The 26,989-nt window shown below is 72.6% G+C and carries 21 protein-coding genes and 1 tRNA gene; 17 read left to right on the top strand and 5 right to left on the bottom strand.

Annotated elements, in window-relative coordinates; translation table 11 throughout:
- The first annotated feature begins 666 nt into the window (after positions 1 to 666).
- The 5 genes from ACWCRA_RS29480 to ACWCRA_RS29500 are packed head-to-tail and all read left to right on the top strand — an operon-like array spanning position 667 to position 4,581.
- Positions 667 to 2,475 (top strand): ATP-binding protein, encoded by a 1,809-nt coding sequence (locus tag ACWCRA_RS29480; protein ID WP_451069042.1) that lies wholly within the window; start codon positions 667 to 669, stop codon positions 2,473 to 2,475.
- 7 nt (positions 2,476 to 2,482) lie between these two features.
- Entirely contained in the window at positions 2,483 to 2,917 is a 435-nt protein-coding gene (locus ACWCRA_RS29485; protein ID WP_351557117.1) for a roadblock/LC7 domain-containing protein, read from the top strand.
- 2 nt (positions 2,918 to 2,919) lie between these two features.
- On the top strand, positions 2,920 to 3,291 hold the full coding sequence (locus ACWCRA_RS29490; RefSeq protein ID WP_351557120.1) for a DUF742 domain-containing protein: 372 nt from the start codon (positions 2,920 to 2,922) through the stop codon (positions 3,289 to 3,291).
- Positions 3,269 to 4,012 carry a GTP-binding protein gene (locus tag ACWCRA_RS29495; protein WP_351557122.1) on the top strand — a complete coding sequence of 248 codons (744 nt, stop codon included), beginning with the start codon at positions 3,269 to 3,271 and terminating at the stop codon, positions 4,010 to 4,012. The genes ACWCRA_RS29490 and ACWCRA_RS29495 overlap by 23 nt, the downstream gene beginning before the upstream one ends.
- Positions 4,009 to 4,581, top strand: a complete 573-nt coding sequence (locus ACWCRA_RS29500) for a GAF domain-containing protein (RefSeq protein ID WP_351557125.1) — start codon at positions 4,009 to 4,011, stop codon at positions 4,579 to 4,581. The genes ACWCRA_RS29495 and ACWCRA_RS29500 overlap by 4 nt, the downstream gene beginning before the upstream one ends.
- A 176-nt stretch (positions 4,582 to 4,757) precedes the next feature.
- On the opposite strand, the gene ACWCRA_RS29505 is transcribed toward ACWCRA_RS29500, so the two are convergent.
- Positions 4,758 to 5,954 (bottom strand): acyl-CoA dehydrogenase family protein, encoded by a 1,197-nt coding sequence (locus ACWCRA_RS29505; RefSeq protein ID WP_351557128.1) that lies wholly within the window; start codon positions 5,952 to 5,954, stop codon positions 4,758 to 4,760.
- A 1,481-nt stretch (positions 5,955 to 7,435) separates the two neighbouring features.
- Here ACWCRA_RS29505 and ACWCRA_RS29510 point away from each other — a divergent pair.
- The 5 genes from ACWCRA_RS29510 (at position 7,436) to ACWCRA_RS29530 (ending at position 10,897) form a co-directional block, all read left to right on the top strand.
- Positions 7,436 to 8,299 carry an ABC transporter permease gene (locus tag ACWCRA_RS29510; protein ID WP_451069043.1) on the top strand — a complete coding sequence of 288 codons (864 nt, stop codon included), beginning with the start codon at positions 7,436 to 7,438 and terminating at the stop codon, positions 8,297 to 8,299.
- Between the two features lie 84 nt (positions 8,300 to 8,383).
- A complete protein-coding gene (locus tag ACWCRA_RS29515) occupies positions 8,384 to 9,424 on the top strand; it encodes an ABC transporter substrate-binding protein (protein ID WP_451069044.1) in 1,041 nt (346 codons plus the stop codon).
- Complete coding sequence (locus ACWCRA_RS29520; protein ID WP_451069045.1) at positions 9,421 to 10,230, top strand: ABC transporter ATP-binding protein; 810 nt, start codon at positions 9,421 to 9,423, stop codon at positions 10,228 to 10,230. The genes ACWCRA_RS29515 and ACWCRA_RS29520 overlap by 4 nt, the downstream gene beginning before the upstream one ends.
- A gap of 80 nt (positions 10,231 to 10,310) precedes the next feature.
- Positions 10,311 to 10,682 carry an MmcQ/YjbR family DNA-binding protein gene (locus tag ACWCRA_RS29525; RefSeq protein ID WP_351559006.1) on the top strand — a complete coding sequence of 124 codons (372 nt, stop codon included), beginning with the start codon at positions 10,311 to 10,313 and terminating at the stop codon, positions 10,680 to 10,682.
- 138 nt (positions 10,683 to 10,820) lie between these two features.
- A tRNA-Pro gene (locus ACWCRA_RS29530) sits at positions 10,821 to 10,897 on the top strand.
- 202 nt (positions 10,898 to 11,099) lie between these two features.
- On the opposite strand, the gene ACWCRA_RS29535 is transcribed toward ACWCRA_RS29530, so the two are convergent.
- Positions 11,100 to 12,248, bottom strand: coding sequence for a prolyl oligopeptidase family serine peptidase (locus tag ACWCRA_RS29535; protein ID WP_451069046.1), 1,149 nt, complete (start codon positions 12,246 to 12,248; stop codon positions 11,100 to 11,102).
- Between the two features lie 202 nt (positions 12,249 to 12,450).
- Here ACWCRA_RS29535 and ACWCRA_RS29540 point away from each other — a divergent pair, with 202 nt between their 5' ends.
- From ACWCRA_RS29540 to ACWCRA_RS29550, 3 genes are all read left to right on the top strand, one after another.
- Positions 12,451 to 13,125: a TetR/AcrR family transcriptional regulator gene (locus ACWCRA_RS29540; protein WP_351558015.1), complete on the top strand. Its 675-nt coding sequence runs from the start codon at positions 12,451 to 12,453 to the stop codon at positions 13,123 to 13,125.
- A 338-nt stretch (positions 13,126 to 13,463) separates the two neighbouring features.
- Positions 13,464 to 14,903, top strand: a complete 1,440-nt coding sequence (locus tag ACWCRA_RS29545; RefSeq protein WP_451069047.1) for an FG-GAP and VCBS repeat-containing protein — start codon at positions 13,464 to 13,466, stop codon at positions 14,901 to 14,903.
- A 1,339-nt stretch (positions 14,904 to 16,242) separates the two neighbouring features.
- Positions 16,243 to 17,493, top strand: a complete 1,251-nt coding sequence (locus ACWCRA_RS29550) for a cytochrome P450 family protein (protein WP_451069048.1) — start codon at positions 16,243 to 16,245, stop codon at positions 17,491 to 17,493.
- 165 nt (positions 17,494 to 17,658) lie between these two features.
- On the opposite strand, the gene ACWCRA_RS29555 is transcribed toward ACWCRA_RS29550, so the two are convergent.
- Entirely contained in the window at positions 17,659 to 18,822 is a 1,164-nt protein-coding gene (locus tag ACWCRA_RS29555) for an agmatine deiminase family protein (RefSeq protein WP_351558021.1), read from the bottom strand.
- Between the two features lie 314 nt (positions 18,823 to 19,136).
- Between ACWCRA_RS29555 and ACWCRA_RS29560 the strand changes: the two genes are divergently transcribed.
- Positions 19,137 to 19,718, top strand: coding sequence for a TetR/AcrR family transcriptional regulator (locus tag ACWCRA_RS29560; RefSeq protein WP_451069049.1), 582 nt, complete (start codon positions 19,137 to 19,139; stop codon positions 19,716 to 19,718).
- A gap of 112 nt (positions 19,719 to 19,830) precedes the next feature.
- On the opposite strand, the gene ACWCRA_RS29565 is transcribed toward ACWCRA_RS29560, so the two are convergent.
- Positions 19,831 to 20,883, bottom strand: a complete 1,053-nt coding sequence (locus tag ACWCRA_RS29565) for an AraC-like ligand-binding domain-containing protein (RefSeq protein ID WP_451069050.1) — start codon at positions 20,881 to 20,883, stop codon at positions 19,831 to 19,833.
- Between the two features lie 238 nt (positions 20,884 to 21,121).
- Here ACWCRA_RS29565 and ACWCRA_RS29570 point away from each other — a divergent pair, with 238 nt between their 5' ends.
- Both ACWCRA_RS29570 and ACWCRA_RS29575 read left to right on the top strand, forming a co-directional pair.
- Entirely contained in the window at positions 21,122 to 21,304 is a 183-nt protein-coding gene (locus tag ACWCRA_RS29570) for a hypothetical protein (protein ID WP_451069051.1), read from the top strand.
- 515 nt (positions 21,305 to 21,819) lie between these two features.
- On the top strand, positions 21,820 to 22,662 hold the full coding sequence (locus ACWCRA_RS29575; RefSeq protein WP_451069056.1) for an oxidoreductase: 843 nt from the start codon (positions 21,820 to 21,822) through the stop codon (positions 22,660 to 22,662).
- Between the two features lie 292 nt (positions 22,663 to 22,954).
- On the opposite strand, the gene ACWCRA_RS29580 is transcribed toward ACWCRA_RS29575, so the two are convergent.
- Positions 22,955 to 24,220 (bottom strand): Nramp family divalent metal transporter, encoded by a 1,266-nt coding sequence (locus ACWCRA_RS29580; protein WP_351558029.1) that lies wholly within the window; start codon positions 24,218 to 24,220, stop codon positions 22,955 to 22,957.
- Positions 24,221 to 25,108: 888 nt separating this feature from the next.
- Between ACWCRA_RS29580 and pgm the strand changes: the two genes are divergently transcribed.
- Positions 25,109 to 26,752: a phosphoglucomutase (alpha-D-glucose-1,6-bisphosphate-dependent) gene (pgm, locus tag ACWCRA_RS29585; protein WP_451069052.1), complete on the top strand. Its 1,644-nt coding sequence runs from the start codon at positions 25,109 to 25,111 to the stop codon at positions 26,750 to 26,752.
- Positions 26,753 to 26,989 lie beyond the last annotated feature (237 nt).

Genomic DNA, 26,989 nt, shown 5'->3' on the forward strand with positions numbered 1-26,989 from the left:
CCACCCGGGGCCGGGGGGCCAGCTGCTCCCGGCTGTCCGCCGCCCTGGGACTCCCGGTCGCGTGTCCGTAGCCGCTCTGCGCCCGGACCAGCGCCCGCCCGCCCGCCGTCCCACGACCTCCAGCACACGCGTCCCGCCCCCTGCCCTCCACCCGGGGCCGGGTGCCGGGGGCCGGTACGCGCCGTGCCGTGCCGCGTACGCCCGGCCCCGACCCCGCCCCCACCCCGCGCCCGCGCCCTCCCTCATCCCGCCTATTCGCTCATGGGATCGACTCATCCTTTTTCGTACCGGAGTGCGGTGCCTCATACCAGAGCGGGGTGAATAGCGGGGAACTTTGTCAACTCCTCACCTTCCCCGCTCGTTGGGCGACTACCGTGTGTGGCCAGCGATCAACGGTGGGCTCATCTCGCCTGTGCCGGTACACCGTTGTCCGTGCGGACCACACACCCGGCACAGCCAATCCCCACGCAGTACGCCGAATCCTGGGACCCCCACGTACCAAGGACGCCGATGTCTCCATTACGCGCACCCGCCACGCGGCCGGACCGCCGTGACGGCGGGCGCCACGGCCTGTCAGGCACCCGCCACGCCTCCCCGGCGGGCAGACCGCGTCCCCTGCCGCCCTCGCCGGAACACCGCATTCGCCCGCGCCTGTTCCGTACGGCGGTGCTGCCCGCCCTCGTCGCGGCGCTCAGCGGCGCGACCGCCGTGAGCTTCACCGTGCACACCGCGGCCCCCCGGCCGTCCGCCGCCCTGTGGGCCGTACTGACCACCACCGCGGCCCTCGCCATGGCGTCGGTCGCCGCCGCCGCCACGGGCGCCGACCGCATGGCCGGCTCCCTGCTCCACCGCTGTGCCTCGCTGCGCCGCTCCACCGAACGCCGCCAGGCGGACCTGCGCACCGTCGTCGAACGGCTCCGGCGCGGAGAGGGACCGCCCCCCGCCCGCACCCCGCAGCCGCCCCCGCCCTGCGGCGACGAGCTGGACCGGCTCGCGATCGAGCTGGGCCGGTCGCACGAGACCGCGGTGGCCGCCGTGGTCCAGGCGTCCAAGCTCTCCAGCAGCGTCGGCAACGAACAGAAGCTGGAGGTCTTCGTCAACCTCGCCCGGCGCCTCCAGTCACTGGTCCAGCGGGAGATCCAGCTCCTCGACGAGCTGGAGAACGAGGTGGAGGACCCCGAGCTGCTCAAGGGCCTCTTCCACGTCGACCACCTGGCCACCCGCATCCGCCGCCACGCGGAGAACCTCGCCGTGCTCGGCGGTGCGATCTCCCGCCGGCAGTGGTCCAACCCGGTCACCATGACCGAGGTGCTCCGCTCCGCCATCGCCGAGGTCGAGCAGTACCCGAGGGTCAAGCTGGTGCCGCCCATCGACGGCACCCTGCGCGGCCACGCCGTCGCCGACGTGATCCATCTCCTCGCCGAACTGGTCGAGAACGCCTCCGCCTTCTCCGCCCCCAACACCCAGGTCCTGCTGCGCGCCCAGCACGTCACCGCCGGGATCGCCATCGAGGTCGAGGACCGCGGCCTCGGCATGCCCATGGACGAGCAGAACCGGATGAACGCCCTTCTGGCCGACCCCGATCAGGTGAATGTCGCCCGGCTGCTCCAGGACGGGCGCATCGGCCTCTTCGTCGTCTCCGCCCTGGCCCGAAGACACGGCATCGCGGTCCGGCTCCAGTCCAATATCTACGGCGGCATCCAGGCCATCCTGGTGGTGCCGCAGGGGCTGCTGGGCGCCGAGTCCACCGGGCTCCAGCACATCGACACCAACGCGGACGACGAGTCGGCGTGCCACCACCGCGCGCCACAGCCCGCCCTCACCACCCGGCCGGCCCCCGCGCCGTCGCCCGAGATCCCCCGCGGCCGCCCCCGGCCCGAGCTTCAGCCACAGAGCCAACCACCGCAACAGCGGCCACCGCATCAGCAACCCCCACCGCGCCGCGCCCAGCCGCATACCCAGCCGCAGACCGAGCCGCAGGCCAAGGCCAATCCCCAGCCCCGGCCCCAGCAGCAGACCCAGGCCCGTCCGCCGTCACAGCCCCGGTCCGGGCAACAGCCCCCGCCGGTGCACACCACCCCCCGCACCCTCGCCCCTCTCCCCGTGCGCGCCGAGCACATCGACCGCCCCAACCCGGCCGCGGCCCGCCCCGGTGCCCATCACCGGCCCCGTGGCGACGGACAGCCCGCCGCCGCGCGGCCGAGCCTCCCGGTCGTGCCCATCGGCGCCGTGCAGGGCAGCCAGGGCCGCCCCCCACTGCCCAGACGCCGCAGCCAGCAGCACATCGCGCCTCAGCTCAGGACCGGCCCGCCGCAGCGCGGTGCCGAGGACCACGTGGTGCACGACCCGGGCCTGATGGCGGCCTTCCAGCGAGGCATCGAACGCGCGGAGGAACAGCCCCCGCCGGCCCCGTCGGCCGCCCCTGCGCCGCACCACCCCGAACCCCAGTGTTACGACCATACCTCCAAGGAGTAGATCCACCATGGCGAGTGATGCGCCGAACGGCCAGCCATCGGACCTCGACTGGCTGCTCAGCGGTCTGGTCCAGCGCGTGCCCTACACCCGCAACGCGGTCCTGCTCTCCTCCGACGGTCTGGTGAAGTCCGTGCACGGCCTGGACTCCGACAGCGCCGATCACCTCGCGGCGCTGGCCTCCGGGCTCTACTCCCTCGGCCGCAGCGCCGGAGCGCGCTTCGGGGACAGCGGGGTGGTCCGCCAGGTGGTGGTGGAGCTCGACTCCACCCTGCTGTTCGTCTCCACCGCGGGCTCCGGCACCTGTCTGGCCGTACTCGCCGACCGCGAGGCCGACGCGGCCGTACTCGGCTATGAGATGGCGATGCTGGTCAAGAGCGTCCGGCCGTATCTCACCACTCCGGCCAGACAGTCGACCGGGGCGCCGAGCATTGCGGGCCGCTGACGGTGCCCACCCCGCAGGACCGGCCGCTGCTCGACGACGAGGCCGGCCGGCTGGTACGGCCGTACACGGTGAGCGGCGGCCGTACCCGCCCCACGGCGGCACTGGACCTGCTCTCGCTGGTGATGGCCACCGGGGCCGTCCCCGGCGAGGGCCTCGGCCCCGACCACGCCCTGGCGCTCGGCCTCTGCGGCGGCCCGATCTCGGTCGCCGAGATCTCCGCCCATCTGGGGCTGCCCGCGGTGGTCACCAAAGTCCTCCTCTCCGACCTGGTGGACTGCGGCGCGATCACCGCGCGGGCGCCCCGCTGCCACCACACCCCGACCGACCGTTCCCTGCTGGAGGCAGTGCTCGATGGCCTACGACGACGGCTCTGAAGGCGACGGCTCCGACCTCGGCAGTTCTCAGGCCGACCGTCGCCCCGCCCACGCCGACCGACCGGATCTCCTCACCCCCGACCCGGGGCGTCCGCACCACCAGCGCATCGGGGCCGGCGGCCCCGCGCCTGCCGGAGCCGGTTTCCCCACCGCGCTGAAGATTCTGGTCGCCGGGGGCTTCGGCGTCGGCAAGACCACCTTCGTCGGCGCGGTCAGCGAGATCGAACCGCTCAGCACGGAGGAGCTGCTGTCCCAGGTCAGCATGGCGACCGACCATCTGTACGGGGTGGAGTCCAAGACCACGACCACCGTCGCCATGGACTTCGGCCGGATCACCCTCGACGACCGCCATGTGCTCTATCTCTTCGGAACACCCGGCCAGCAGCGGTTCTGGTTCATGTGGGACGAACTGTCGGACGGCGCCCTCGGCGCGGTCGTCCTCGCCGACACCCGCCGGCTCCAGGACTCCTTCTCCGCCGTGGACTTCTTCGAAGGGCGCGGCATCGGCTTCGTCGTCGCCGTCAACGAGTTCGACGGTGCCTACCGCTACGACGCCGACGAGGTGCGCAGCGCACTCGATCTGCGGCCCCAGGTGCCGGTCGTGATGTGTGACGCCCGGATCGCCAGCTCAGGGATCGGGACCCTGGTCACCCTTGTGCGGCACCTTCTCACCACCCCCGCGGCGCCGGCCCCGGCACCGAGCTATGGAGCACCGTCATGACATACCACCCCACCGGTCATCTGCTGCTGACCCCCATCGACCGGGAGGCGCCGGTACGGGTGCGCCGGCTGCGGCAGCTCGGCTTCGGGGACCGTCCCGACCCCGCCTTCGACCAGTTCGCGGACCATCTCGCCGAGGTGACCGGAGCGCCCTACTCCATGGTCAACTTCATTGACGAGAACCGGCAGTACTTCGCCGGGCTGCACACACCGTCCGGCGCGCACAACGGCGGCGACCTGTCGGCGGCTGCCGCGGCGGGCGGCGAGGTCAGCCGTTTCATGGCCCGGGACCACGGCTACTGTCCCCATGTGGTGGTCCGGCGGAAGGCGCTGGTGCTGGAGGACGTCTGCGACTACCCGAGGTTCGCCGGGAACCCCGTCGTGGACGAGATCGGCATCCGCTCCTATCTCGGCGCCCCGCTGATCGACCGCACCGGTATCGCGCTGGGCACGATCTGTGTCGTGGACACCGAACCGAGGCCCTGGGGGCGCGCGGGTCTGGAGACCATCAAGTCCCTGGCGGCCGAGCTGATCGAACAGATCCACCGGCGTGAGGACGGGACCATCTGAGGACGAGGACGAGGACGAGGACGAGGACGAGGACGAGAGCGAGGACGAGAGCGAGGCTCGGCCGTCGGAGCCTGTCGGGGCGGTCGCCTGGCGCCGCCCGGGTCCGGGTGCTCCCCGGGATGTCTTCCGCGTATGCGGGCGCGGCCGGTGCCCTGCGGCCGTCCGCGCCCGTCCCGTCAGAGCGCCGGCTCCAGCCGCACGGCCTCGGACAGCCGCTGCGACCATTCTCCCTTCGCCGTACCGAGAGCCACCTCCGCGAGGCGCAGCAGCTGAATGTCGGAGGTGCCCGCGGGGGCGAACATGTGCAGCGCGTCGCGCAGATAGCGCTCGATGGGCCGGTCGGTGAAGAGCCCGGCCGCCGCGTGGATCTCCATGGCGCTGCGCGCGGAGTCGATCGCCGACTCCACATTGATCAGTTTGGCGTTCATCAGCTCCGCGTCACAGGGCAGGCCCTGATCGAGCAGATGGACGGCGTGGTACGCGGCCAGCCGCGCGGTCATCAGACGTGACTGGAGCTTCCCCAGCTTCAGCTTGATCGAGGGCAGATCGTGCAGCGGCTTGCCGTAGCGGTGCCGCTGGGCGCAGAAGCGGGTCGTCTCGTCCAGGATCGCCTGGTGGATGCCGAGCGACACGGCGGTGAGATTGGCCCGCCCGTACAGCACGCTGGAGGAGTACGCCACGGCAAGGCCGTCGCCCTCCGCGCCGAGCCGGTTGGACGCCGGGACCCGGCAGTCGCGGAAGTACAGCTCGCCGAAGCTGAAGCCGTGCAGCCCCATGGCGGGAAGCTGCTCCCCGGTGCTGAAGCCGGGCCGGTCGGACTCGACCAGGAACGCCGTCAGCCCTCCGGAGCCGGGTCCGGTGCGGACCACCACGCCATGCAGGTCGCCGACGTGGCTGTTGCCGACGTACACCTTCCGCCCGTTGAGGACGTACTCGTCGCCGTCCCGGACGGCGGTGGCGGCCATGCCCAGCACATGGCCGCCGGACTCGGGCTCGGTCACGGCGATGGTCGGCAGGCAGCCGCCGGCCGCGATCAGCGGCAGCCAGGTCTTCTTCTGCTCCTCACTGCCGAAGTGGACGATCTTGGCGGCGCCCAACTGGGACGCCTGAACCATGGCGCCCATGGCCCCGCTGACCCTGGACAGTTCCTCAATGATGATCGTCTTGGCGAGATGCCCCGCCCCCATACCCCCGTGATCGCGACTGATCGTCGCACCGAGCCAGCCCTGTCGGGCTATCAGCCGGGACAGCTCGCGGTGCGCGGATCTCGATGCCTCCATGGCGGGGATCATCGGTCGCACCTCCCTTTCGGCGAAGTCCCTTACACGGCCGCGCAGCTGCTGGTGGCGCCGGTTGGTGAAGTACCCGTCCATCGCGAGCCTTCCTCTGTGATACGCCTGCTCGGGCGATTGTTCGAGCAGGTGGTGCGTCGACAGTGGTCCCCCGTACCGCGAGGCCGGACCACCTCGGGTTCTGCCGTACGGCATTCCCTCCGGGCAACTGTGTGCCACATGCCAACGGCCATGGGATTTCCGCCGGATGGACATCGGGCGACAACAAGCCGTCTCAGGCGTACACAGGTGGGACATCCGGCACTAGGTGAAGAACCGATACGGCATAGACCTGGCCGGAAGCGGACTCAGCCGAGCGGCGCGTCCGGAGTACAGAATCAGCCGTACCAGCGCACAGGGGCAGTGGTCGGCGTGCGGGACAGGGCCGGTGGTGAACGGCGTGCGCACGGGCGTGTCTTCGGCCCCGCGCCCCTGCCCTTCCGAGGGACAGGGCCAGAGCTTTGCCCCGATACCGGGTGGAGTGCCGGGGAGTGCCGGGGGTCCTCCCGTCATGTTCCGGGGCGTGCGGGCAGTTCACCGCGAGCTGTTTTCACGCCCGGTGCTCCAGAGCATCCCCAAAAAGCTCCCGCACCACCCCCTCGCCTCCGCCGGCGCCCGCTCCCGGGATGTCGGGAACCTGTGCCTTGCCCTTCGTCCCGTCCATGCCTTCGGGGGCGGATGTGACGCCAGGGCTCCCACGGGTGTCCCGCTCCGGCCATGTGTCCTCACCCGCAGTCGCCGGTCAATTACAGCCACGTTCGGGGTGTGGGGGAGCCGGTGGGCTGTCCGGAGTGGTGGTGCCGCTGAGTCCTCGCGGGGGAAGTCGTACGCGGCCCACCCCCGGGCCCCCGGGGCGAGCCGGCCGCGCCCGGGAAGGCACCCGGAGGCCACCGCCGGCCCGCCGGTGAGCCGGTCCGGGCGGAAGCGGGGGCCGCTCCGGGCCTCGGCTCCGGCCTCCGGCCTTCGCGCCCGGACCGGATCGGGCCGGATCGGACCGGAGGGTGAGCCGCTCCCGCCTCCCGGACGGGCCCGCCCCCCGGGCCCCTCCCGGGGCGTCGGTCGTGCCCGGCTGCCCTGCCCGGCGCGGGGCCGCCGGGCAGAGCATGGGTGGCCCCGGCCCCCAGCCGTCGGCGCCGGGCCCCGGCTCTCAGCCGTCGGCCCCCAGGTCCCAGGTCCCAGGCCCTGGTGGCCCCCGACCTCCGGTCTCCGGGCCCCCGACCTGTGGTCACTTCCCGGAGGCTCACCGCCACCGCCACGACCGCCTCCGGCGGCGCGGTCACCGACTCCCCGCGCGGTACGAGTGCGCGTCGGCGCGGGGCCCGGTCCGCCCCCGGTCCGCCCCCCGCCTCCACAGCGTCCGGCCGAAACTTCGGAACGACCTCTTGACCGTGTGTCAGAACAGTCACTAGCGTGGCGACACCCCGTCAGAAAGCGCTTTCTCGGGGTGTTCCCCGCCCGGACGGGCACCCCCCGAACGCTCGTAGCCGACGCCGTGACCACTCCGGAGACCGGAGGAGCCGACCGTGAGCCAGAGCGCCCTCAAGACGACCCCCCTGACGGCCTCCGGAGTCGCCCGGCGGAAGGGGCCGGGAGCGGGGGAGCGGCTCATCCGGGCCGCCGAGAAGAGCTGGCGCCCCGCGGCCCTGCTGCTGGTCTGCCTCGTCCTGTGGTGGGTGACCGCCGCCGCCGGACTGGTCGAGCCCTATCTCGTACCCTCGCCGTCCGCCACCCTCGACGTACTGACCGGCAAGGCCGACTACATCGCGCGGCACGCCTGGGTGACGGCCTACGAGACCCTCCTCGGCTTCGCCATCGCCGCCGCCGTCGGCGTGGCCGCCGCGGTGATCATGGTCTACTCCTCGGCCGTCGAGAGAACCCTCTACCCGATCCTGCTCCTCGCCCAGGTCGTTCCCAAGATCGCCGTGGCACCGCTCTTCGTCGTCTGGCTCGGCTTCGGCATCGCCCCGAAGATCCTGATCGCCGTACTGATCGCCTTCTTCCCCGTGGTCATCTCGATGGTGACCGGGCTGAAGGCGCTCGACCCCGAGCTGCTCCAGCTCTCCGCGACCATGGGCGCGAGCCCCTGGCAGACCTTCGCCAAGATCCGCTTCCCGGCCGCCCTGCCGTATCTCTTCTCCGGGCTCAAGGTCGCCGTCACCCTCGCCGTCACCGGAGCCGTCGTCGGTGAGTTCGTCGGTGCCAACGAAGGGCTCGGCTACGTCATCCTCCAGGCCAACGGCAATCTCGACACCCCGATGCTCTTCGCGGGGCTGATCGTGATGTCCCTGATCGGCGTGGTCCTCTTCGTCCTCGTCGAGATCGCCGAGCGGCTGCTCCTCCCGTGGCACGCCGGCCGCCGGGACGCGAGTGCCACCACCGCCCACTGAAGCGCCCCCGCCCCCGTACCCGTACCCCCCCCAGCCGCACCCACCGCGCGTGCGGCCGGCCCGCGCCGACGAGAAGGACCCGCCATGACCGCGCGCAGACGTTCTCCCGGTCTTCTCCTCCCGCTCCTCCTGGTCGCCGTCACCGCCACGGCCTGCGGCGGCGACGGCGACGGCGCGGACCGGACCACGGCCACCGGGCCGGGCGGAGGGCTGGACAGGGTCACGCTGACCCTCAACTGGTATCCGTACGGCGAACACGCGCCGTTCTACTACGGCAAGCAGCGGAAGATCTTCGAGAAGCACGGTATCGATCTCACCATCCGGGCCGGTCAGGGCTCCCAGAAGACCGTCCAGGCCACCGGCGCCGGGCAGAGCGACTTCGGCTGGGCCGACACCCCCGCGCTGCTCTCCGGTGCGGACTCCGGAGTGCGGGCCAGGAGTCTCGGGGTCTTCCTCCAGACCACACCGTCGTCCGTGCAGTTCTTCGCCTCGAAGAACATCACCTCGCCCGCCGACCTCAAGGGCAGAACGATCGCGGGCACGGCGGGGGACGCGCTGGCCAGGACCTTCCCGGTCTTTCTGCGCAAGAACAACCTCAGCGAGTCCGATGTCACGGTCCAGAACACCGACCCGGCGGGCAAGATCGCGGCGGTGATCTCCGGCCGGGTCGACGGGCTCCTCGGCTACGCCAGCGACCAGGGCCCCACCATGCAGCACAAGGCCGGCAAGAAGGTCGGCCATCTGCGCTTCTCCGAGCACGGGCTGAACTTCTACTCCAATGGGCTGATCGCGGGAGAGCGCTATCTCAGCGGTCACCGGGAGGTGGCCCGGCGGATGGCGGCGGCGGTCAGCGAGTCGTTCGCCGAGGCCGGGAAGGCGCCCGGCCCGGCGGTCGCCGCGATGAAGGGGGCGAGCGAGCAGTTACCGCCCGAGGAGGTGCTCGCGGAGCAGTTCCGTACGACCCTGACCCTGCTGCACACCCCCTCCACTCGCGGAAAGGCCCCCGGCGTCAACACGGAGGCCGACTGGCAGCGGACCATCGACGTCCTCGCCGAGGCCGGGCTCGTCGGGGAACCCCGGCCGGTGGCGGAGTACTGGGACAGCGCCACCGCCCCGAAGGGATGACCACGGCGATGGGCGGCGCGAGCGCGGGCCGGACGCCGGCGGCCGTGGGCCTCGGCGGGGTCACCGTCCGGTTCCGCACCCGGAGGCGGGAGGTCACCGCGGTCAGCGGGGTGAGCCTCGATGTGGCGGCGGGGGAGTTCGTCGCCATCGTCGGCCCCTCGGGCTGCGGCAAGTCCACGCTCCTCAAACTGGTCGCGGGCCTGCTCGCCCCGACCGAGGGGGAGGTGCGGCTGGGCGGTGAACGGGTGACCGGCCCGCGCCGCGACATCGGCTACGTCTTCCAGCGCGCCGCCCTCCTGGAGTGGCGCTCGGTCCGGCGGAACATCCTGCTCCAGGCCGAGATGCGGAGGATGCCCGCCGCCACGGCCCGGGGGCGCGCCGAGGAGCTGATCGCCATGACCGGCCTCGACGGCTTCGAGGACGCCTATCCGCACGAGCTGTCCGGCGGGATGCGGCAGCGGGTCGCCCTGTGCCGGGCGCTGCTGCACCGGCCCCCGGTCCTGCTGATGGACGAGCCCTTCGGGGCGCTCGACGCGCTCACCCGCGAGCAGCTGAACACCGAGCTGAACCGGATCTGGCGGGAGACCGGCACCACCGTGCTGCTGGTCACCCACTCCATCTCCGAGGCGTGCGCGCTGGCCGGCCGGGTGGTGGTGATGAGCCCCCGGCCCGGCACGGTCACCGAGATCACCGAGGTGGCGCTGCCCGCCGAGCGCGACTACACCGCGACGGTGGCCCGCCCGGAGTTCCGGGAGGCCACCGTCCGTGTCCGCCGGCTGCTCGGGGCGGCACCGACCGGTGGGTGAGCGAGGGGGAAGCGCTTTCCGGCCCGGGTCGCCACTCCCGGCGGGGGGCGCCGGCCGGTGCGGCGGCGTACCGTCGTCCCATGGTCACCGCGGACGATGTGCGCAGGGTCGCCCTCTCCCTCCCCGGGGCGCGGGAGAAGCCCGCCTGGGGGATGCCCACCTTCCGGCTGGAGAGCGGCGGTCGGATCTTCGCCTCTCTGGACGACGACGACTCGGTGATGGGGGTGAAGTGCCCGAAGGAGGACCGGGCCGAGCTGATCGCCACCGAGCCCGATAAATTCTTCCTCCGTGAGGGCCACGACGACTCCTACGCCTGGCTCCGGGTCCGCCTCGCGGCCCTCGAAGGCGAGGCCGAGCTGCGTGCCATCCTCCTCGACTCCTGGCGCCAGGCGGCCCCCCGCCGCCTCCTCGACGCCCACCCCGAGCTGTCCCACCCTCCGGGCACCCCCTGAACCATCCCGCCCGCCCCGCCCGCATCCCCACCTCCCCGCCCCCGGACCCGCCCGCCGAGCGGTTCGTGACCACCGGTCCGAGTGCGGTATTGTTCTCATGCGCGTTCAGCCAGGGGAAACCCCAGGTCAAACGGGTAACGGGACGTGGCGCAGCTTGGTAGCGCACTTGACTGGGGGTCAAGGGGTCGCAGGTTCAAATCCTGTCGTCCCGACCAGCGTTTTCGCAGGTCGCAGGCGGTATCGGAGAAATCCGGTACCGCCTTTCCGTTGTTGTTGGGGACCACTCCTCGCGGGCGGGCGCCGGGTGGCGCATGGCGCATGCCCCGGTCCGCCGCCGCCTCGCCGGGGCTCCGGGGGCAGCTTCGCCCCCCGCCCCCCGCCCCCTGCCCCGCGCACCGCGTGCCGGGAACCGGTGGTTCACCGTCGGTTCCGGAGTTCCCTGTCCAGGAATCGGGTGATCGTGCCCATCACCTTCTGGGTGGTCCACTTCTTTCCGGCCTCGGGATCACCGAGGAAGGCCAGGTCGCCATGGTCGGCTCCCTTGATGACATAGCGCGTGCCCGGCACCCGCTTCGCCTTGAGGGCGTCGAGAAGGATCAGTGACTGACTGGGCGAGATGATGCGGTCGCTGTCGCCGTGAAGCAGAACGAAGGGTGCCGACGACCGGCTGAGGTAGGTGGCGGGGTTGGCCGCCCGGTTCGCGGCGCGGTCCGTCAGAACCGTCCTGTTCGAGTTCGGCCCGAAGACGTAGGCGTTGATGGAGCTGTTGGGCGCCATGTACAGGGCCCTGGTCTCCGCGTCGAAGTCGTCGGCGGTCCTGGCGAGGTCATGGGTGCCGAACTGGTCGACAACGGCCTGGACGTCGCTGCTCCGGTCGAGGTTGTCGCCCTGCTCGAACTGCTCCCTGCCGTTGGTCGCGCCGGTCATGGCCGCCAGATAGCCGCCGGCCGACTGGCCCCAGACCGCCACCCTGCCGGTGTCGATTCCCAGCTCGTCCGCGTGGGCGCGCAGATAGCGGATCGCCGACTTCACATCCGCGACGCCGTCCCGGTAGGTGGAGCCGGTCCTGGTGGTGCGGTACTCGATACTGGCCACGGCGTAACCCTGTTCGGCCACGTAGGTGCGCTGGTTGAGGTTGTTCGTCTTGTCCGCCATCTGGAACCCGCCGCCGGTGATGTAGACCACCAGGGGCTTCGGGCCCTTCGTCCGCGGGATCTGCAGATCCAGCCGCAGGTCGTGCCGCACGCCGCCGACGACGGGTGACGCGTACACAATGTTCTGACGCATGGTCACCTGCTCTTTCCCGCAGCGGATCTGTGGTCCGTCCGGAACGATGACCGTGCTGGATTGCGTACTGGTCGGCTTCACCGTCTTCGCGATCGGAACGCTGCCTCCGGGTGGCCCGCCGGGGGCGGGGGACTTCGGGCAGTCGGCCGTCCTGGTCACGGCCGCGATCTCCAGGGTCTCGGTGGATGTCACGGGTCCGGCGGACGAGCAGGCCGTCACGCCCAGGCCGAGAAGTGTGATCCCGGCGATCATGCCTAACCCGCGATGCGCGGCAGCCATAGCAGCCCCTTCAGTAAGTGGAGAAGGTATCTCCAGTTATTGACCGTAGCACCGCCGGGTCCGGAGTGCCAGCAACTCCGCTCCGGAGGCGCGGCGTTGAAGGGGTGTCGCCCGGGGAGCACTCCGCCGCACCGGTCCGGGATCTCGTCACAGCGGGGGGCGTCGGGGACCGGCCGGGATCAACGGGACTATCCTGTGCCGCATGACGGAGAGTTCCCGGCAGAGCGATCCGATGGAGGGCGGTCGCCCCCTGCGCCGAGACGCCGCCCTCAACCGCGAGCGCATCCTCCACGCGGCACGCGAGGTCTTCGGCCAGCAGGGGCTGGGCGTCACGCTCGACGGCGTGGCCCGCCACGCGGGAGTCGGCGTCGGGACCGTCTATCGCCGCTTCCCCACCAAGGAAGCCCTGATCCAGGCCCTGTTCGCCCAGGACCTCCGGATACGCCAGGAGGCGGCCGACAGGGCCCTCGCCCACCCCGACGCCTGGCAGGGTCTCGTCGACTTCCTGGTGGAGATGGCGGCCGACCTCGCCGAGAACCGTGGCCTGTACGAAGTGCTCATGCTGGGCGCGCACACCTCCGCCCCCATCGACTCGGCGCGCGACGGCATGCTGCCCCTGCTCCAGGCCCTGATCCGCCGGGCCCGGGAGAGCGGGGATCTCCGTCCCGAGGTGACTCCCGCCGACATCCCCGTCATCCAGCACATGGTCCACGCCGCCGCCCAGTTCACCAGCGGCCAGCAGCCGGACACCTGGCGGCGCTACCTCGAAATCCTCCTCAACGGTCTTCGCCGGCGCCCCGGAGATCCTCCACTGGCGACCCCGAGTCTCAGCGACGAGATGGTGGAACAGGCGATGGGCATCAGCAGGGCCGAGTAGATGTCATCCCGGCCTGACGGCCCGGCCTGACGGCACTCCCCACGGCGGGCGGCAGCGCCAGCGTGCTCCGCGTGCTCAGTGCGCGCGGCTGCGGCAGGGGCCAACCGGGGGACCGGACATCCCCGTGCCGGTTGCGGCTGGATGAGGAGGGCGGCCGGGGCGTCGGTCGCGGACCGGGTGTGGCGGAGGCATGATCCCGGGTGCCGCCCTCATCGCGTACAACCCTTGATCACCTCGGTGAGTCTCCTCGGTGTCCCCTCCGGTCACGGTGGCAGCCGTCCGGTGGGCCCCGGCCGGCGCGGCACCGCGACGGCGCCGCACTTCGCAGGAGGTCCCGTATGCCCCGACGCCAGAACGCCCGGCTCCTCATCGCGACGGCCACCGCCGCCGCCCTCACCGGCGGGCTCCTCGGTCTCACCGCGGAAACCGCCAACGCCGCACCCGCCGCACCCGCCGCACCCGGGCAGCGGCCCGGACCCGCCGGGGTCACCGACGATGTCAACGGCGACGGATTCCGGGACTACATCACCGGCGGCACCCTCCGCTCCCAGGACCATGTCCGGGGGACGGTCACCGTCACCCACGGGACCGCCAACGGCCCCGGCCGCGAGACGGCCACGTTTGACCAGAACAGCCCGGGCATCCCCGGCGAGGTGGGCGAGTTCGACCAGTTCGGCACCGGTCTCGCGACCGCGGACTTCAACAGCGACGGATACGCCGACGTCGCCGTCAGCGACCCGTCCGAGGGCGTCTCCCTGGAAGGGCCCCCCACGGTGCGGGGCGTGATCCTCATCATGTGGGGCTCCCGCTCCGGACTCGGCACCACGGCGACCGAACTGCCCTACAGGCCGTCCCCGCCCAGCTCCTACTTCGGCGGCAGCCTCGCCGCCGGGGACTTCGACGGCGACGGCAGACCCGACCTGGCCGTCACCGACCAGCACAGCGTCCACATCCAGCGGGGCGGCTTCACCCCCGAGGGCCCGGGCACCGGGAAGGTCACCCGGCACAGCCCGAACCACGACAACATGCACAGCATCGGGAGCCTGGTCGCCGGGAAGGTCACCAAGGACCGGGCCACCGACCTCTACGCCCTCGGCTCCGGCATCACGGACAGCGACGTCCTCACTCCCAGCACCTGGTTCCTGCGCGGCGGCAGCACCATCAAACCGGAGAAGCAGCCCTTGATCCACGGGGAATTCTCCCCGGAATGGGCACCCTGGAACAGCGGAGTCATCGCGGACTTCGACCGGGACGGCCACGGCGACCTCGCGGTCACCGACATCGAGTACAAGAGCGATGTCGGCGCTGTGGCGGTCCGGCGCGGCGGAACCAACGGACCGACCTCCACCTACCGGATCACGGCGGACGGCCCGGGAATCGCCGGACGGCCCTCCGCGGGATTCGGGGCCTCGATCTCCGCCGGAGACGTCAACCGCGACGGCTACCCCGACCTCGCCGTGGGCACGTCCGGGGCGAAGGTCAACGGTGTCCAGTGGGCGGGTGGCGTGCATGTGGTGCACAGCGGGAAGAACGGGCTCTCCGGAATCCGCTCCCGGTGGTTCACCCGCGCCAGTGTCAGCGTCCCCGGAGACCCCGAGTACGCCGACAACCTCGGCCACGCCGTCCGGCTCCTGGACATGGACCGCGACGGTGACGCCGACCTCCTCGCCTCCGGTCGGCACACGGCCAAGGGCGGTCTCCTGCTCAACGGCGGCGGAACCGGAATCACCCCGCGCTTCTCCCGCGACATCGCCCTGCACGCGGACTTCCAGCAGTAGAACCGGGGGACGGGGCTCTGGCGGCCGTCTGACCGGCCGTCCCGCGAGATGCGGACCGCCGGGCGGGGAACGGGCGGTGGATGAGGATCTGCCCGGTCCGCGCGCAGTGACGGCGGCGTCCTTCTCCGGCCGGGAGGGACGCGATCACCAGGAACCCCCCCCCGCGAGCCCGGGATGATCCCCGAGGGCCCGGCAGGGCGCGGACGGTGAAGGCCGCCGGCACCGTTGGCGGTCATCCGGGCGGGGAAGTGCCCGGTGGCGGGATCGCGCGGCGGTGCCGTCACCAGCGCGCCCCCTGCCATCGGACTGCCCCAAGGGGCAGCGCGGATGTCCGCACGCGGCACCATCGGACGCTGCGGGGACCGCGGGGACCGGGGGGCCCGGGGGGACCGGGGGGACCGGGGGGCCCGGGGAAGATTGATACCAGGAAGGCCGCATCCGCACATCCCTGCCGCTATGCCCGTGCCGGACCTCGTGACGATCCGTGAGCACGATGTCTCCTTCCGCCGCGCGCCCGCAGCCCTGCACGGCGCGCGTGCGGGAGTCGCGGGCCGCCGCGCATGCGAACGAGCACCCGCGCCGTGTGCTGTGCGGCGGGCTCGCGGGCCGGCGGTGGTGTACGGCAGCAGCCGCTCCCACACGGCGGCCACCCGGCCGCGGAGAGAGGCGACGTCGTGATCCCCGCCGTCGTCGCCGGAGAGCCGGCCGCCCCGTTCGCCGTCAGCCGGCGCGCTCATACGGACCCCTCCTTCCGCTCGCCCCTCAGCCCCCGCCCGCCGCCCGGCCGCGCGCAGTGGCTCTTGGTGCCGCGCCGGTTCATGCCCGGCTGCCCGTTCGTGCGGTCGCAGTGCCCCCGCCGGGGGCGTCCGCGCGGCCGACGAGCCGGGTCCGTCCGCGAGGCGGTCCGCTCCCGCCGGCCGGGAACTCCGGCGGGCAGGGCGGCGGGCGGGGTGGACCGCAGGGAATCCGGACGGCCCGCCGCCTCCCTCGGCGCACCGTACGATCGGGCGCTGCGGCCCCTGCCGCGCCGTCCCCTTCCGCGCGATCCGCGACGGGCGTGCGCGGCCCGAGGCCGGTGGCTCCCCGCCGGGCACACGGGCGTACCGCACACGGGCCCCCAGGTGCGCCGCCGGCCCGCCGAGACTCCCCGCTCCGGTCCGCCGGCGGTGAACCGCCGTGCCCGGCCTGTGCCGGGAGGTGTGGTGCCATGGACAGCGGCCGGAATTTCCCGTACTGGATGGAGCGGGCGGCGGACCCCGGGGGCTTCCACGGAACGGCCCGGAACCGCATGGGGTCCCCAGGCCCGCAGCTCCCCCGCGCCCTGCCCCGAGGAGACCTCGTGACCCGAGAAGCCGCATTCGTGCTCGATCCCCACGGCAGCGACCGCCATGGCGAGGACGCCGCCCTCCGTGCCCGGGGCCCCCTCACCCGGGTCGACGCCCTCGGCGTGGAGGCGTGGTCGGTCACCGACCCGGCACTGCTGCGCCGGCTGCTCCTGGACCCCCGGGTCTCCAAGGACGCCCGGCGGCACTGGCCCGCCTTCCCCGGGGAGATCGCCGGGATCTGGCCGCTCGCCCTCTGGGTCGCGGTGGAGAACATGTTCACCGCCTACGGCGAGGAGCACCGACGGCTGCGCCGCACCATCGGACCGGCCTTCGCCGCCCGCCGGATCAACGCGCTGACACCGGTGATCGAGCAGCTCGTGGAGGAGCTGCTGGACGACCTCGCCGCAACCCCGCCCGGTGAGCCGGTCGATCTGCGGGAACACTTCGCCTACCCGCTCCCCATCCGGGTCATCAGCCATCTCGCCGGCCTCCCCGGACCCGTCCGGCCCCGGTTCCGCCGCACCGTCGACGTGGTCTTCTCCACCAGCCACAGCCCCGAGGAGACGACCGCGGCGGTCCGCGATCTCCACGGGCTCCTCACCGACCTCATCGCCGCCAAGCGGGCCGAGCCCGGGCCCGACCTCACCTCGGCGCTCATCGCGGCCAGGGACACGGAAGGCGACGGAGAGCCCCTGACGGAGGCCGAACTCAGGGACACCCTGCTGCTGGTGGTCAACGCCGGCTTCGAAACCACCGTCAATCTTCTGGACCACGCCATCGCCGCGCTCCTCGGCGACCCCGCGCAGCTCGCCCATGTCCGTGCGGGACGCGTGGAGTGGAAGGACGTCGTCGAGGAGTCACTCCGTCTCGAAGCCCCGCTCGCGCATCTGCCGATGCGCTTCGCCGCGGCGGACATCCCCCTCCCCGAACACGGGGTGACCATCCGGCGGGGCGAGGCCATCCTGCCCTCCTACGCCGCAGCCAACCGTCATCCGGACCTGCACGGCCCCACCGCCGACGACTTCGACACGACCCGGAGCGACAAGACCCACTTCTCCTTCGGCCACGGTGCGCACCTCTGCCTCGGAGCCGCCCTCGGCCGTCTCGAAGGCGAGATCGCCCTGCGCGCGCTCTTCGAGCGCTTCCCGGATCTCGCCCTCGCCGTGCCGCCGGACCGGCTGCGCCCCAAGCCGAGCTTCATCTCCCACGGCCACGCCGAGCTGCCCGTTGTCATCCACCCGCGGAGGACCGCCCCCGCCGGCTGACGGGGAGTGGCAGGGGGCGGCGCGGACGGGGCCCGTACCAGTGGGCGGGAGCGCCGTGGGGCGGCGGGCCGGGGCCACCTCACCCGCCGTACGGCACGGGGCCCGCGCCGAAGCGGGCGCGGAGCCCCGTACGGCCCCGGTACGGCCCCGGTTTGGCCGTCGGTGTCACGCGGCGGGGCGGCCCGGCTGGTCGTGGGTGGCGCAGTGGATGCCGCCGCCGCCCGAGGCGACCGTGTCGATCACCACCGGCACGATGTCCCGGTCGGGGAAGTGCTCCCCCAGGAGGGAGCGGGCGCGGTCATCGGCCTTGCGGTCGCCGAACCGGGGCATGAACACCGCGTCGTTGGCGATGTAGAAGTTGGCGTAGCTCGCCAGGAAGTCCTCTCCCTCACCCGTGATCCTCCTCAGATCGGGCTGGGGGAGATCGATGATCTCGAAGCGCCTGCCCCGGGCGTCCGTCGCCCGCGACAGGACCGACTCCGCCTGGTCGGCCGAGCGCGACCAGGAGTCGGGCGGGGTGCCGGGGTGCGCGCGGTCGAGCAGGACCACTCCGGGCTCGGTGAAGCGCACCAGGCTGTCCACATGGGCGTCCGTGATGTCCTCGCCGCGCACGCCCGCCAGCCAGACCACCTTCTCGACGCCGAGTGTCCGCTTCAGCTCGGCCTCGATGGCGTCCCGGCTTCTGCCCGGGTTGCGGTTGACATTGACGATGGAGCTCTCGGTGATGAGCAGGGTGCCCTCGCCGTCCGGTTCGAAGGAGCCGCCCTCGGAGACCAGCGGGGCCCGGTCCCGGGTGATCCCGTACCGCTCCAGCACCTCGCGGCCGACCCGGGCGTCGTTGGTGTGCTCCTGCTTGTCGCCCCAGCCGTTGAAGTTGAAGTCGACACCGATCACCTCGCCGGCCTCCTCGACGAAGACGGGGACCGTGTCACGGGCCCAGAGATCGTCCACGGCCAGCGGAATGACCTCGACCTGTGAGCCGCACGCCCGTTGGGCAGCCTTCACCTGGGCGGGCCGGGCCATCATGACGACCGCCTCGTACTCGCCGACGGCCCGCGCGATCCGCGCGATGTCCTCGCGCACATAGGGCAGGTCCTCCTCCCAGACCGAGGTCAGGGCCGGCCACGACATGAACGTGCGGGTGTGGCTCTCCCACTCGGCACCGAGGCGGCGCTTCGCGCCCGCCGATGCCGGGCGGGGAGAGTCCGCGACCGCGGTGGCGCGCGTGCCACTGTCCGAGCGGCCGCAGGCCACGGCGCCGAAAGCGGCGGCGCCGAGTCCGGTGAGGGCACGGAGGGCGGTCCGGCGAGCGGTGGGACGGTTGAACACGGGGAGACTCCGATCGTGGGCCGGCGGGACGGGACATCCGGCCGGGGCGGGCACGGGAGGCGCGGCGCGAGCCGGCGGTCCTCCGATCAGGGTGCGCGCTCCACCCTGAAATAACCGATATGCCGGGTAAGCCGTACGTTCCCGTGTCGACACTGTGGCACTGACTGGAAATTCAGTCAACCTGGAGCCGTGGGCCGTGGGCCGTGGGCCGTGAGTCGTGAGCCGTCCGGCTCGGCCCGCCGACCGGAACCCGTGGCGTCCGGGTCGTCCGGGGGGTCGGTCCGCCTGCCGGGCGCCCGGGTAAAGTGCCGATCATGGCGTCTCGCAGCACTCAGATCCTGGAAGCGGCCGCCCGGGTGATCGCCCGGCGCGGGGTCCGAGGGCTGCGCGTGGAGGAACTCGCGGCCGAGGCCGGTGTCTCCACCGCGCTGATCTACTACCACTTCAAGGACCGCACGGGCGTGCTGCGGCAGACCCTTGAGTTCATCAGCGACCGCGCCGAGCGCTACACGGCGGGCCGCGCCCCGGGCGATCCGCCCCTCACCCCCCGGGAGGAGCTGGAGGGGACCCTGCTGCTGGAGCTCCAGGACACCGCGGAGGTACGGGAGAACAGCTCGGCCTGGGGCGAACTGCGGGCGAGCGCCGTCTTCGACGAGGTGCTGCGCGAGGATCTCGCCAGGGCCACCCTGGACTGGGTGCAGGAGGTCGCCGCCCTGCTGGGCCGGGTCGTGCCGATGGCGCCGGCCTCGTCGCTCGCCTCGTCGGCCGAGCGGCTGACCGCCCTGCTGGAGGGGTTGAGCATGCGCTGGCTCAGCGGAGGCGTCAGGCTCCATCACGCGCGTGACCTGCTGCTCGGAGCCGTCGACGCCGAACTCTCCGCACTGCGGCAGGGCTGATCCGCGCCCCTCGCGCCCCCCGCGCCCCCCGCGCCTTCGCGCGGGACGGGCGGGCCGCTCCCGTTGCGACTCTCCCCCGATCCTGACTGAAAATACAGTCAGGATCGGGGACTCAGTGCGGGCTCCGTCCCTCGCCGGGGTGCGGTCGGTCGCCGGACTCGGCGCGCAGGGCCAGCCGGCGGTACTCGCCGGGTGTCATTCCCTGGGTGGCCCGGACGCTCCGGCTGAACTCGGATGCCGTGAGGCACCAGCGAGCGGCGATCGCCTGGATGGGTTCGCCGGCCCGGCGCGGGTCGCCGAGGTCGGCACGGGCGCGTTCCAGCCGCTGCCGCCGGATCAGGGCCCCCACGGTGACACCCTCGTGCCGGAACACACGGTGCATGTAACTGGTCGAGATGTGGTGCGCCGCGGCGACCTCGGCGGGGGAGAGGCCCGGATCACCCAGGTTCTGTTCGATGAAAGCCCTGATCCGCAGCGCGGTCGTGACCCGGCGGGTGTGCTGCGGCAGCGCGCTGTCGTTCTCCACCGCCTGGGCCAGCGCGGTCGCCGCGAGGTGGGCGATCACCGCCCCGAGCCCCGGTCCGTCCGCGAGCCCGTACTCGGGAAGGTTGCGCACGAGCCGCCGCAGCAGGCGCGCCAGCAGATCCCCGACGCCCCGGTCGTCCGGGATGGGCAGCCCCACCGAGCGGTCCGCGAGCCGCCGGGGCAGGGGCAGCACGGCCTTGGGCACCTCGACCCCGATCATCAGTATCCGGTCCCGCTCCGCGAAGGAGCGGATCTCGACCGGCCGTGAGGAGTCGCTGGTGTGGAAGGTGCCGGGGCCCGCCCGCAGGGTCTTGTCGCGCCATTCGGCCACTCCGCCGCCGCGCAGCATCAGGGTCAGATGGTAGGTCTCCGGATCGGACTGCCGTATGAGCTTCTGGGGCCGGCGGAAGACCACGGACGGAAAGGCGGCCGGCCACACCGTCACCTCCCCGAGCCTGATCACCCGCTGCCGGGCCCGGAAGTCGTCGGAGTGGTCGCTGCGCAGCTCCATGGGCGCGTGGGTGCTGCTCAGCAGCTCGCGCCAGTGACCGAAGCGGTCCCGCGCGGGGATGTGGCCCGAGGAGTACAGAACCGAGGGAAGCGGCGGGGACGAGGGCGGCAAGGGGGTCGTCGGGGACATCGTCGCGTCCTTCCTGGCCCGGCGTGGGCGGGTGGCACGGGCACGCGCCGTACTGGCCGGGCCCGTTCGGGCTGACCGCCTTCCCGCCCGCGCGGCGGGTGCGTCGGGGTTCACTCTGGCGCAAGGAACATGCCACGCGAAACCCATGACAGAGCCGCCCGGTGCGGGCCATCCTGTCGGCACCAGGGACGCGGCCTCCCCGGGCGGATCAGCCCACCGGCACCCGACAGGAGAAGAGATGAGCACACCAAAGCGCCTGTTGGCCGCCCGCGCCGTGACCACGGTGACCACGGTGACCACGGTGACCACGAGCGCCGGTCCCGCGTCGGTGACGGCCGCCGCCGACGCGGATGTGACCCGGGGCACCCGTGACGACCACTCACCCGAGGCCCGCGCCGCGCCCCGTACCGACAGGCCCTGAGCCAGGAGCGAGCCGCGAGCACACCCCGAGGGCCAGGACACTCCGGGCTCGTGCGCAGACGATTGTTCCGCCCGCGCGGCACCGGCGGACGACCAGGATCTGACCCGGTCCGGGGCGGCCCGGGGCGACGAGGACGCATTCCCCGGCGGCACCGACGGCGGCACCCGGGCGTCTGTCCTGTCCCGCCCCTCCGGCCCGACCCTGACATTCCGGCCACCTGTCCGACGGCACGGTGCCGGGGGCCGTCGACGGCTGGGCCACCGCGCCCTCGCGGTCGCCCGCGGCACGTCCCGCGAGGGGGCGGCCCGGACGGACGGCCTCCCGGCGGCCCGTGTGAAGTTCAACTCCGCCGTGACCGCGGCGAGGCAACGGAGATGACGCCCATGGACATCCATGACGCATGGCTGTCACAGCAGGACTTGGACACGGCCTGGGTTCGGGCGATGGAGGTCATCCGCCGGCGGGACCCGCGCCGGGTGGCCGCCGGCCTGCTGGACGAGGAGGACGGAGAGACGATGACGGGGAGGCGCGAGGTCTGGTTCGTCACGGGCGCGACGAGCGGCCTGGGGCGGGCCATCGCCGAGGACGCGCTCGCCGCCGGCCACACGGTGATCGGCACGGCCCGCCGGCCGGAGCGGCTGGCGGGGCTGATCGCCGCCTATCCGGACCGCTTGGAGGCCGTCGGTCTGGATGTCACCGACGGTCAGGAGATCGACTCCGTGGCCGCCGACGTACTGGCCCGCTACGGCCGGGTGGACGTCCTGGTGAACAACGCGGGGCGCACTCAGGTCGGGGCCTTCGAGGAGACCACGGACCGGGAGCTGCGTGACCTGTTCGAGCTGCATGTGTTCGGTCCGGCTCAGCTCACCCGGGCGCTGCTGCCGCAGATGCGGGAACGGGGGAGCGGGGCGATCGTGAACATCAGCAGTTTCGGCGGACAGCTCTCCTTCGCCGGGTTCTCCGCCTACAGCGCGACGAAGGCGGCGCTGGAGCAATTGTCCGAGGGCCTGGCCGACGAGGTGACGCCCTTCGGGATCTCCGTGCTGATCGTGGAGCCCGGGGCGTTCCGCACCAATCTGTTCGGCGAGGGCGCCGCCCACTTCTCCGATGAGCACCCGGCGTACGCGGAGACGGTCGGCGCCACCAGGGAGCGGGTGCGGACCGGCGACGGTACGCAGCCCGGGGACCCCGCCAAGGCCGCGGAGGCGATCCGGATGGCCCTGGAGGCCGAGAACACCCCGCTGAGGCTGGCTCTCGGCGGTGACGCGGTGGACATTCTCGTGGGACACCTGGACTCGGTGCGGGCCGAGCTCGCCTCGTGGGAGAAGGTCTCCAGGGGGACCGACATCGACGCCTAGGCCGTCTCTTCCGGATCGTGCCGGGCTCGCGTGCCCTGGTACCGCGCCCCGCCGCGTTGTCGTCCGTCGGCGGCGCTCCGCGTGGGCTCCCTCCTCCGCCCTGAGATCGCCCTGAGATCGCCCCGCGATCCACGGCACCGGACCCCGCTCACCGATCCTGCCTCCCCAGCCGGTGAGGCGGGAAGGCGCCCTGCGCACGGGCCTCACGGCCGGCCGGCGCCACCACCCGGTTCGTCCGGCTTCGCAGCCCAGGGCACCCCGCGCCCGCCCCGCGCGGCGGCCCTGCTCCGTCTCAGCCGAAGAGCAGCTGGACGAGCAGATACAGGTTCAGCGCGGACAGCGCCGTACAGATCACCGTCCCCGTCCACGTGGTGACGCGCCGGTTGACCAGCGGGCCCATCAGGGCCGGGCGGCTGGTGAAGTACACCAGCGGGGCGAGGGCGAAGGGGATGCCGAACGAGAGGACCACCTGGGAGGCGATCAACGCCTCGTCCGGGGGGACACCGAGGCCCAGCACGGCCAGCGCGGGCAGCATGGTCAGGCCGCGGCGCAGCAGAAGCGGCAGACGGCGGCGGATGAAGCCGTCCATGACCACCTGCCCGGCATAGGTGCCCACGCCCGAGGAGGACAGCCCCGAGGCCAGCAGCGCCACGGCGAAGGCCAGTGCGGCCAGGCCGCCCACCAGCCGGCCGAGATGGTCGTGCGCGGCCGACAGGGTGCCGTCGAAGCCCTGGCCGGCACCGTGGAAGAGGACCGCGGCGACGCAGAGCATCGCCAGATTGATGAGCCCGGCCAGCCCCAGGCCCCCGGCGCAATCGGTTCGCAGGGCACGCAGCGCCGCCCGGGTCGCGCGTTCGCCCACCGGCCGGCGCCGCTGGGCGGTGACGGCCGAGTGCAGATAGATGACGTGCGGCATGACGGTGGCCCCGATGATGCCGACGGCCAGGGTGAGGGACTCGGTGCCCGCGAGCGAGGGCACCAGGCCGGCGGCCAGCTGAGCGCTGTCCGGCCCGCCCACCGCCACCAGCTGATAGAGGAACCCGAACCCGATCACCGCCAGGAAGAAGGTGATGGCGAGTTCGAAGGGCCGGTAGCCCCGGCTGTGCAGGGCGAGGAGGGCGAAGCTGATGACGGCGGTGGCCAGTCCGGCCGGGAACAGGGGCACACCGAAGAGCAGGTTCAGAGCGATCGCCGCACCCACGAACTCGGCCAGATCGGTGGCCATGACGACCAGTTCGGCCTGGACCCAGAGAACGCCGGCCACCGGCCGCGGCAGCCGGCGCCCGCACAGCGTCGGCAGGTCGCGCCCGGTCGCCAGCCCGGTCTTCGCCGACAGGTACTGGATGAACATGGCGACGACGTTCGCCATCACCAGCACCCACACGAGCAGATACCCGAAACCGGCACCCGCCTGGAAGTTGGTGGCGAAGTTGCCCGGGTCCACATAGGCCACCGCCGCCACGAACGCCGGTCCGTAGAAGGCACGGCGCACCCGGCGCACCTCGATCCGGGCGGAGGCGACGTCCATGGCCGGCTTCGGTGGCGAGGGCGTGGTCATACGGGATTCCTTTCGAGGCGGGTCGGCGGGTCGGCGGGTCGGTGGTTCGGCGGGCGGTTCGGCGGGCGGGGCGGTGCGGGCGGCGGAGGAGGGACAGACGCGAGGCGGGAGGCGAGGGGGCGGGGACGGGCGGTGCGGCGGAGACCGTGTCCGCCTGCTCCGCGCCGTCGGCCCGTGTGCCGGGACGGCGGTGATGTGCCACCGCACCGTGGCGCGCGGGGTCCGGGGCCCCGCCGGGCACGGACGCGGGGTCCGGGGCCCGCCGGGCACGGGCGAGGAGCGGCGGTACGGCATGGCGGACCGGCTTCCTCACCGTGGGTGCTCCGACCGCGCGGCCCGTGCCCCCTCTGCCGAAGTGGTCCCTTCCCGCGCGCCGTTGTCCGCCGGTTCCCGCTTCGGCCACAGCGCCGACCCGGAACACCGCTCTCCGATGGGGACTCGTGAAAAGCTAGATCCACACGCCTGGCCGGGCAATGCCGCCACCGAGGGCCACGCGTGATACCCCGGCTGCCCGCGCGGGCGCCGCGTGCCGCCCGTCCGGCTGTTCACCAGCACGTCCGGATCTCCCGCCGGGACCGCCGGCGGTGAGCGCACGGGCCGCACCGCCGTTGGGCCGGGGTGTGATCCCCCGGTGATCCCCGGCGCGCGTGGAGGGTGTGCCCGGGACGTGGAGTGCCGGTCCGGCGAGTCGGCGGCCCCGCCGCCGGGGCCCCCGGGCTCCCGGCCCTCCCGCCGGCCCCCGGACCTCCCGTCCGCTGTCGGAACACCGTCCCGCGGCGGTACTGAACCCGATCATCCGAATCACCGGGCCCGCCGGAGATGGCATGACACCCGATGGGGAACGCTCTGAGCGACTGATGACGGTGCCATGACATCAAGGAGATGGCGTTGCTTCACCCACGTGCGGGTACGCGACCGCTGCCCGGGGACCTGATCGATCCGGCGGAGCTGACCGATGATTACTACGCGTTGCGCCCTGATCCGGCCGAGCCGTCCCAGCGGGTCGCCTTCGGCACCAATGGACATCGTGGCTCCGCGTCGCGGACCGGCTTCAACGAGGATCATGTGGCCGCCATCAGCCAGGCGGTCGCCGACTACCGGGCCATGCGCTCCGTCACCGGACCCCTGTTCATCGGGTCGGACACCCACGCTCTCTCCGAACCCGCCCGCAGAACCGCGGTCGAGGTCTTCGCCGCCAACGGTGTGACCACGGTGGTCGACAGCGCGGCGCGGTGCGTGCCGACCCCGGCTGTCTCCCACGCGATCCTCGCGCACAACCGGGACCGGCGTTCGGGGCTCGCGGATGGCGTGGTGATCACCCCTTCGCACAATCCGCCGGGCGACGGCGGCTACAAGTACAACCAGCCGCACGGGGGACCGGCGGCGGCGGACGCCACCTCCTGGATTCAGGACCGGGCCAACGAACTGCTCGCCCAAGGGCTCGCGGGAGTGCGCCGCACCCCCTTCGAACGGGCCGTCCGGGGTCCGGCGGTCGCCACCCACGACTACCTCGGACGGTATGTCGAGGACCTCGCCTCGGTGCTCGACCTGGAGGCCGTGCGCGCGGCCGGGGTACGGATCGGCGCCGACCCTCTCGGTGGCGCCTCACTCGCCTACTGGGACCGCATCGGTGAGCACTACGGCCTCGATCTCACCGTGATGAATCCGGTGGTCGATCCCCGGTGGCCGTTCCTGTCCCTGGACTGGGACGGCAGCATACGGATGGACTGCTCCTCTCCTCATACGATGGCGGGCCCGGTGTCCCAGCGGGACCGGTACGACGTCATCGTGGCGAACGACGCCGACGCCGATCGGCACGGCATCATCACCCCGGACGCCGGCCTGCTGGCCCCGAACCACTTCCTCGCCGCCGCCGTCTGGTACCTCCACGCCCACCGTGACCAGTGGCCCGCCGGCGCCGGAATCGGCAAGAGCGTGGTGACATCGGGCATCATCGACCGGATCGCGCGGCAGATGAACCGGCCGGTGATGGAGGTCCCGGTTGGCTTCAAGTGGTTTGTCGGTGGTCTGAGCACCGGCGCTCTCTGCTGGGGCGGGGAGGAGTCAGCGGGCGCCTCCTTCCTGCGCCGGGACGGTTCGGTCTGGACGACCGACAAGGACGGCCTGGTGCCGTCCCTGCTGGCGGCGGAGATCATCGCGAGGACCGGAAGCAGCCCATCGGAGAACTACCGCGCTCTCACGCGGCGTTTCGGCGAGCCGGCCTACACCCGGGTCGACTTCCCCGCCACCGCGGAGCAGCGCGCGAGCATCTCCGCGCTGTCGCCCGAGTCCCTGGCCGCGGACGGCCTCCTCGCCGGGGAGGCCGTCGTCTCGGTTCTCACCGCCGCTCCGGGGAACGGTGTGCCGCTCGGCGGGGTGAAGGTGTCGACCGAGAACTCCTGGTTCGCCGCGCGGCCCTCGGGAACCGAGGACGTCTACAAGGTCTACGCGGAATCCTTCCTGGGGCCCGGGCATGTGGCCGAGGTGCTCAAGGAGGCGGAACGGACGGTGAGTGCGGCGATCACGGCATGACAGCGGCCCCGGCGCGGACACCGTCCGCCGTCCGCTGATCGCACCGGGCACCAGCCGGTGACGCGCCCGCCGGTGACACACACGGTGGGCGCGTCCGGCCCGTCGACCGGCGGGAGGGGGCGCGAGCGTCCGGGCCCCGGCACCCTTCCCGAACACGACGCCGGCCTCGGCGACGAGCAGGGCGACGGTCATCCGGGGCAGCCGCAGCGTCCCCACGACCAGCTCGTGGCCGGAGGG

Source organism: Streptomyces sp. NPDC001889, from assembly GCF_053594535.1.

Bases quoted from the DNA above. Each gene is read 5' to 3' on its own strand.
- ACWCRA_RS29575 (WP_451069056.1), top strand. From the start codon at position 21,820: ATGACGGGGAGGCGCGAGGTCTGGTTCGTCACGGGCGCGACGAGCGGC.
- ACWCRA_RS29540 (WP_351558015.1), top strand. From the start codon at position 12,451: ATGACGGAGAGTTCCCGGCAGAGCGATCCGATGGAGGGCGGTCGCCCC.
- ACWCRA_RS29535 (WP_451069046.1), bottom strand. From the start codon at position 12,248: ATGGCTGCCGCGCATCGCGGGTTAGGCATGATCGCCGGGATCACACTT.
- ACWCRA_RS29505 (WP_351557128.1), bottom strand. From the start codon at position 5,954: ATGGACGGGTACTTCACCAACCGGCGCCACCAGCAGCTGCGCGGCCGT.
- ACWCRA_RS29580 (WP_351558029.1), bottom strand. From the start codon at position 24,220: ATGACCACGCCCTCGCCACCGAAGCCGGCCATGGACGTCGCCTCCGCC.
- ACWCRA_RS29565 (WP_451069050.1), bottom strand. From the start codon at position 20,883: ATGTCCCCGACGACCCCCTTGCCGCCCTCGTCCCCGCCGCTTCCCTCG.
- ACWCRA_RS29560 (WP_451069049.1), top strand. From the start codon at position 19,137: ATGGCGTCTCGCAGCACTCAGATCCTGGAAGCGGCCGCCCGGGTGATC.
- ACWCRA_RS29520 (WP_451069045.1), top strand. From the start codon at position 9,421: ATGACCACGGCGATGGGCGGCGCGAGCGCGGGCCGGACGCCGGCGGCC.
- ACWCRA_RS29570 (WP_451069051.1), top strand. From the start codon at position 21,122: ATGAGCACACCAAAGCGCCTGTTGGCCGCCCGCGCCGTGACCACGGTG.
- ACWCRA_RS29485 (WP_351557117.1), top strand. From the start codon at position 2,483: ATGGCGAGTGATGCGCCGAACGGCCAGCCATCGGACCTCGACTGGCTG.
- ACWCRA_RS29500 (WP_351557125.1), top strand. From the start codon at position 4,009: ATGACATACCACCCCACCGGTCATCTGCTGCTGACCCCCATCGACCGG.
- ACWCRA_RS29495 (WP_351557122.1), top strand. From the start codon at position 3,269: ATGGCCTACGACGACGGCTCTGAAGGCGACGGCTCCGACCTCGGCAGT.
- ACWCRA_RS29525 (WP_351559006.1), top strand. From the start codon at position 10,311: ATGGTCACCGCGGACGATGTGCGCAGGGTCGCCCTCTCCCTCCCCGGG.
- ACWCRA_RS29515 (WP_451069044.1), top strand. From the start codon at position 8,384: ATGACCGCGCGCAGACGTTCTCCCGGTCTTCTCCTCCCGCTCCTCCTG.
- ACWCRA_RS29545 (WP_451069047.1), top strand. From the start codon at position 13,464: ATGCCCCGACGCCAGAACGCCCGGCTCCTCATCGCGACGGCCACCGCC.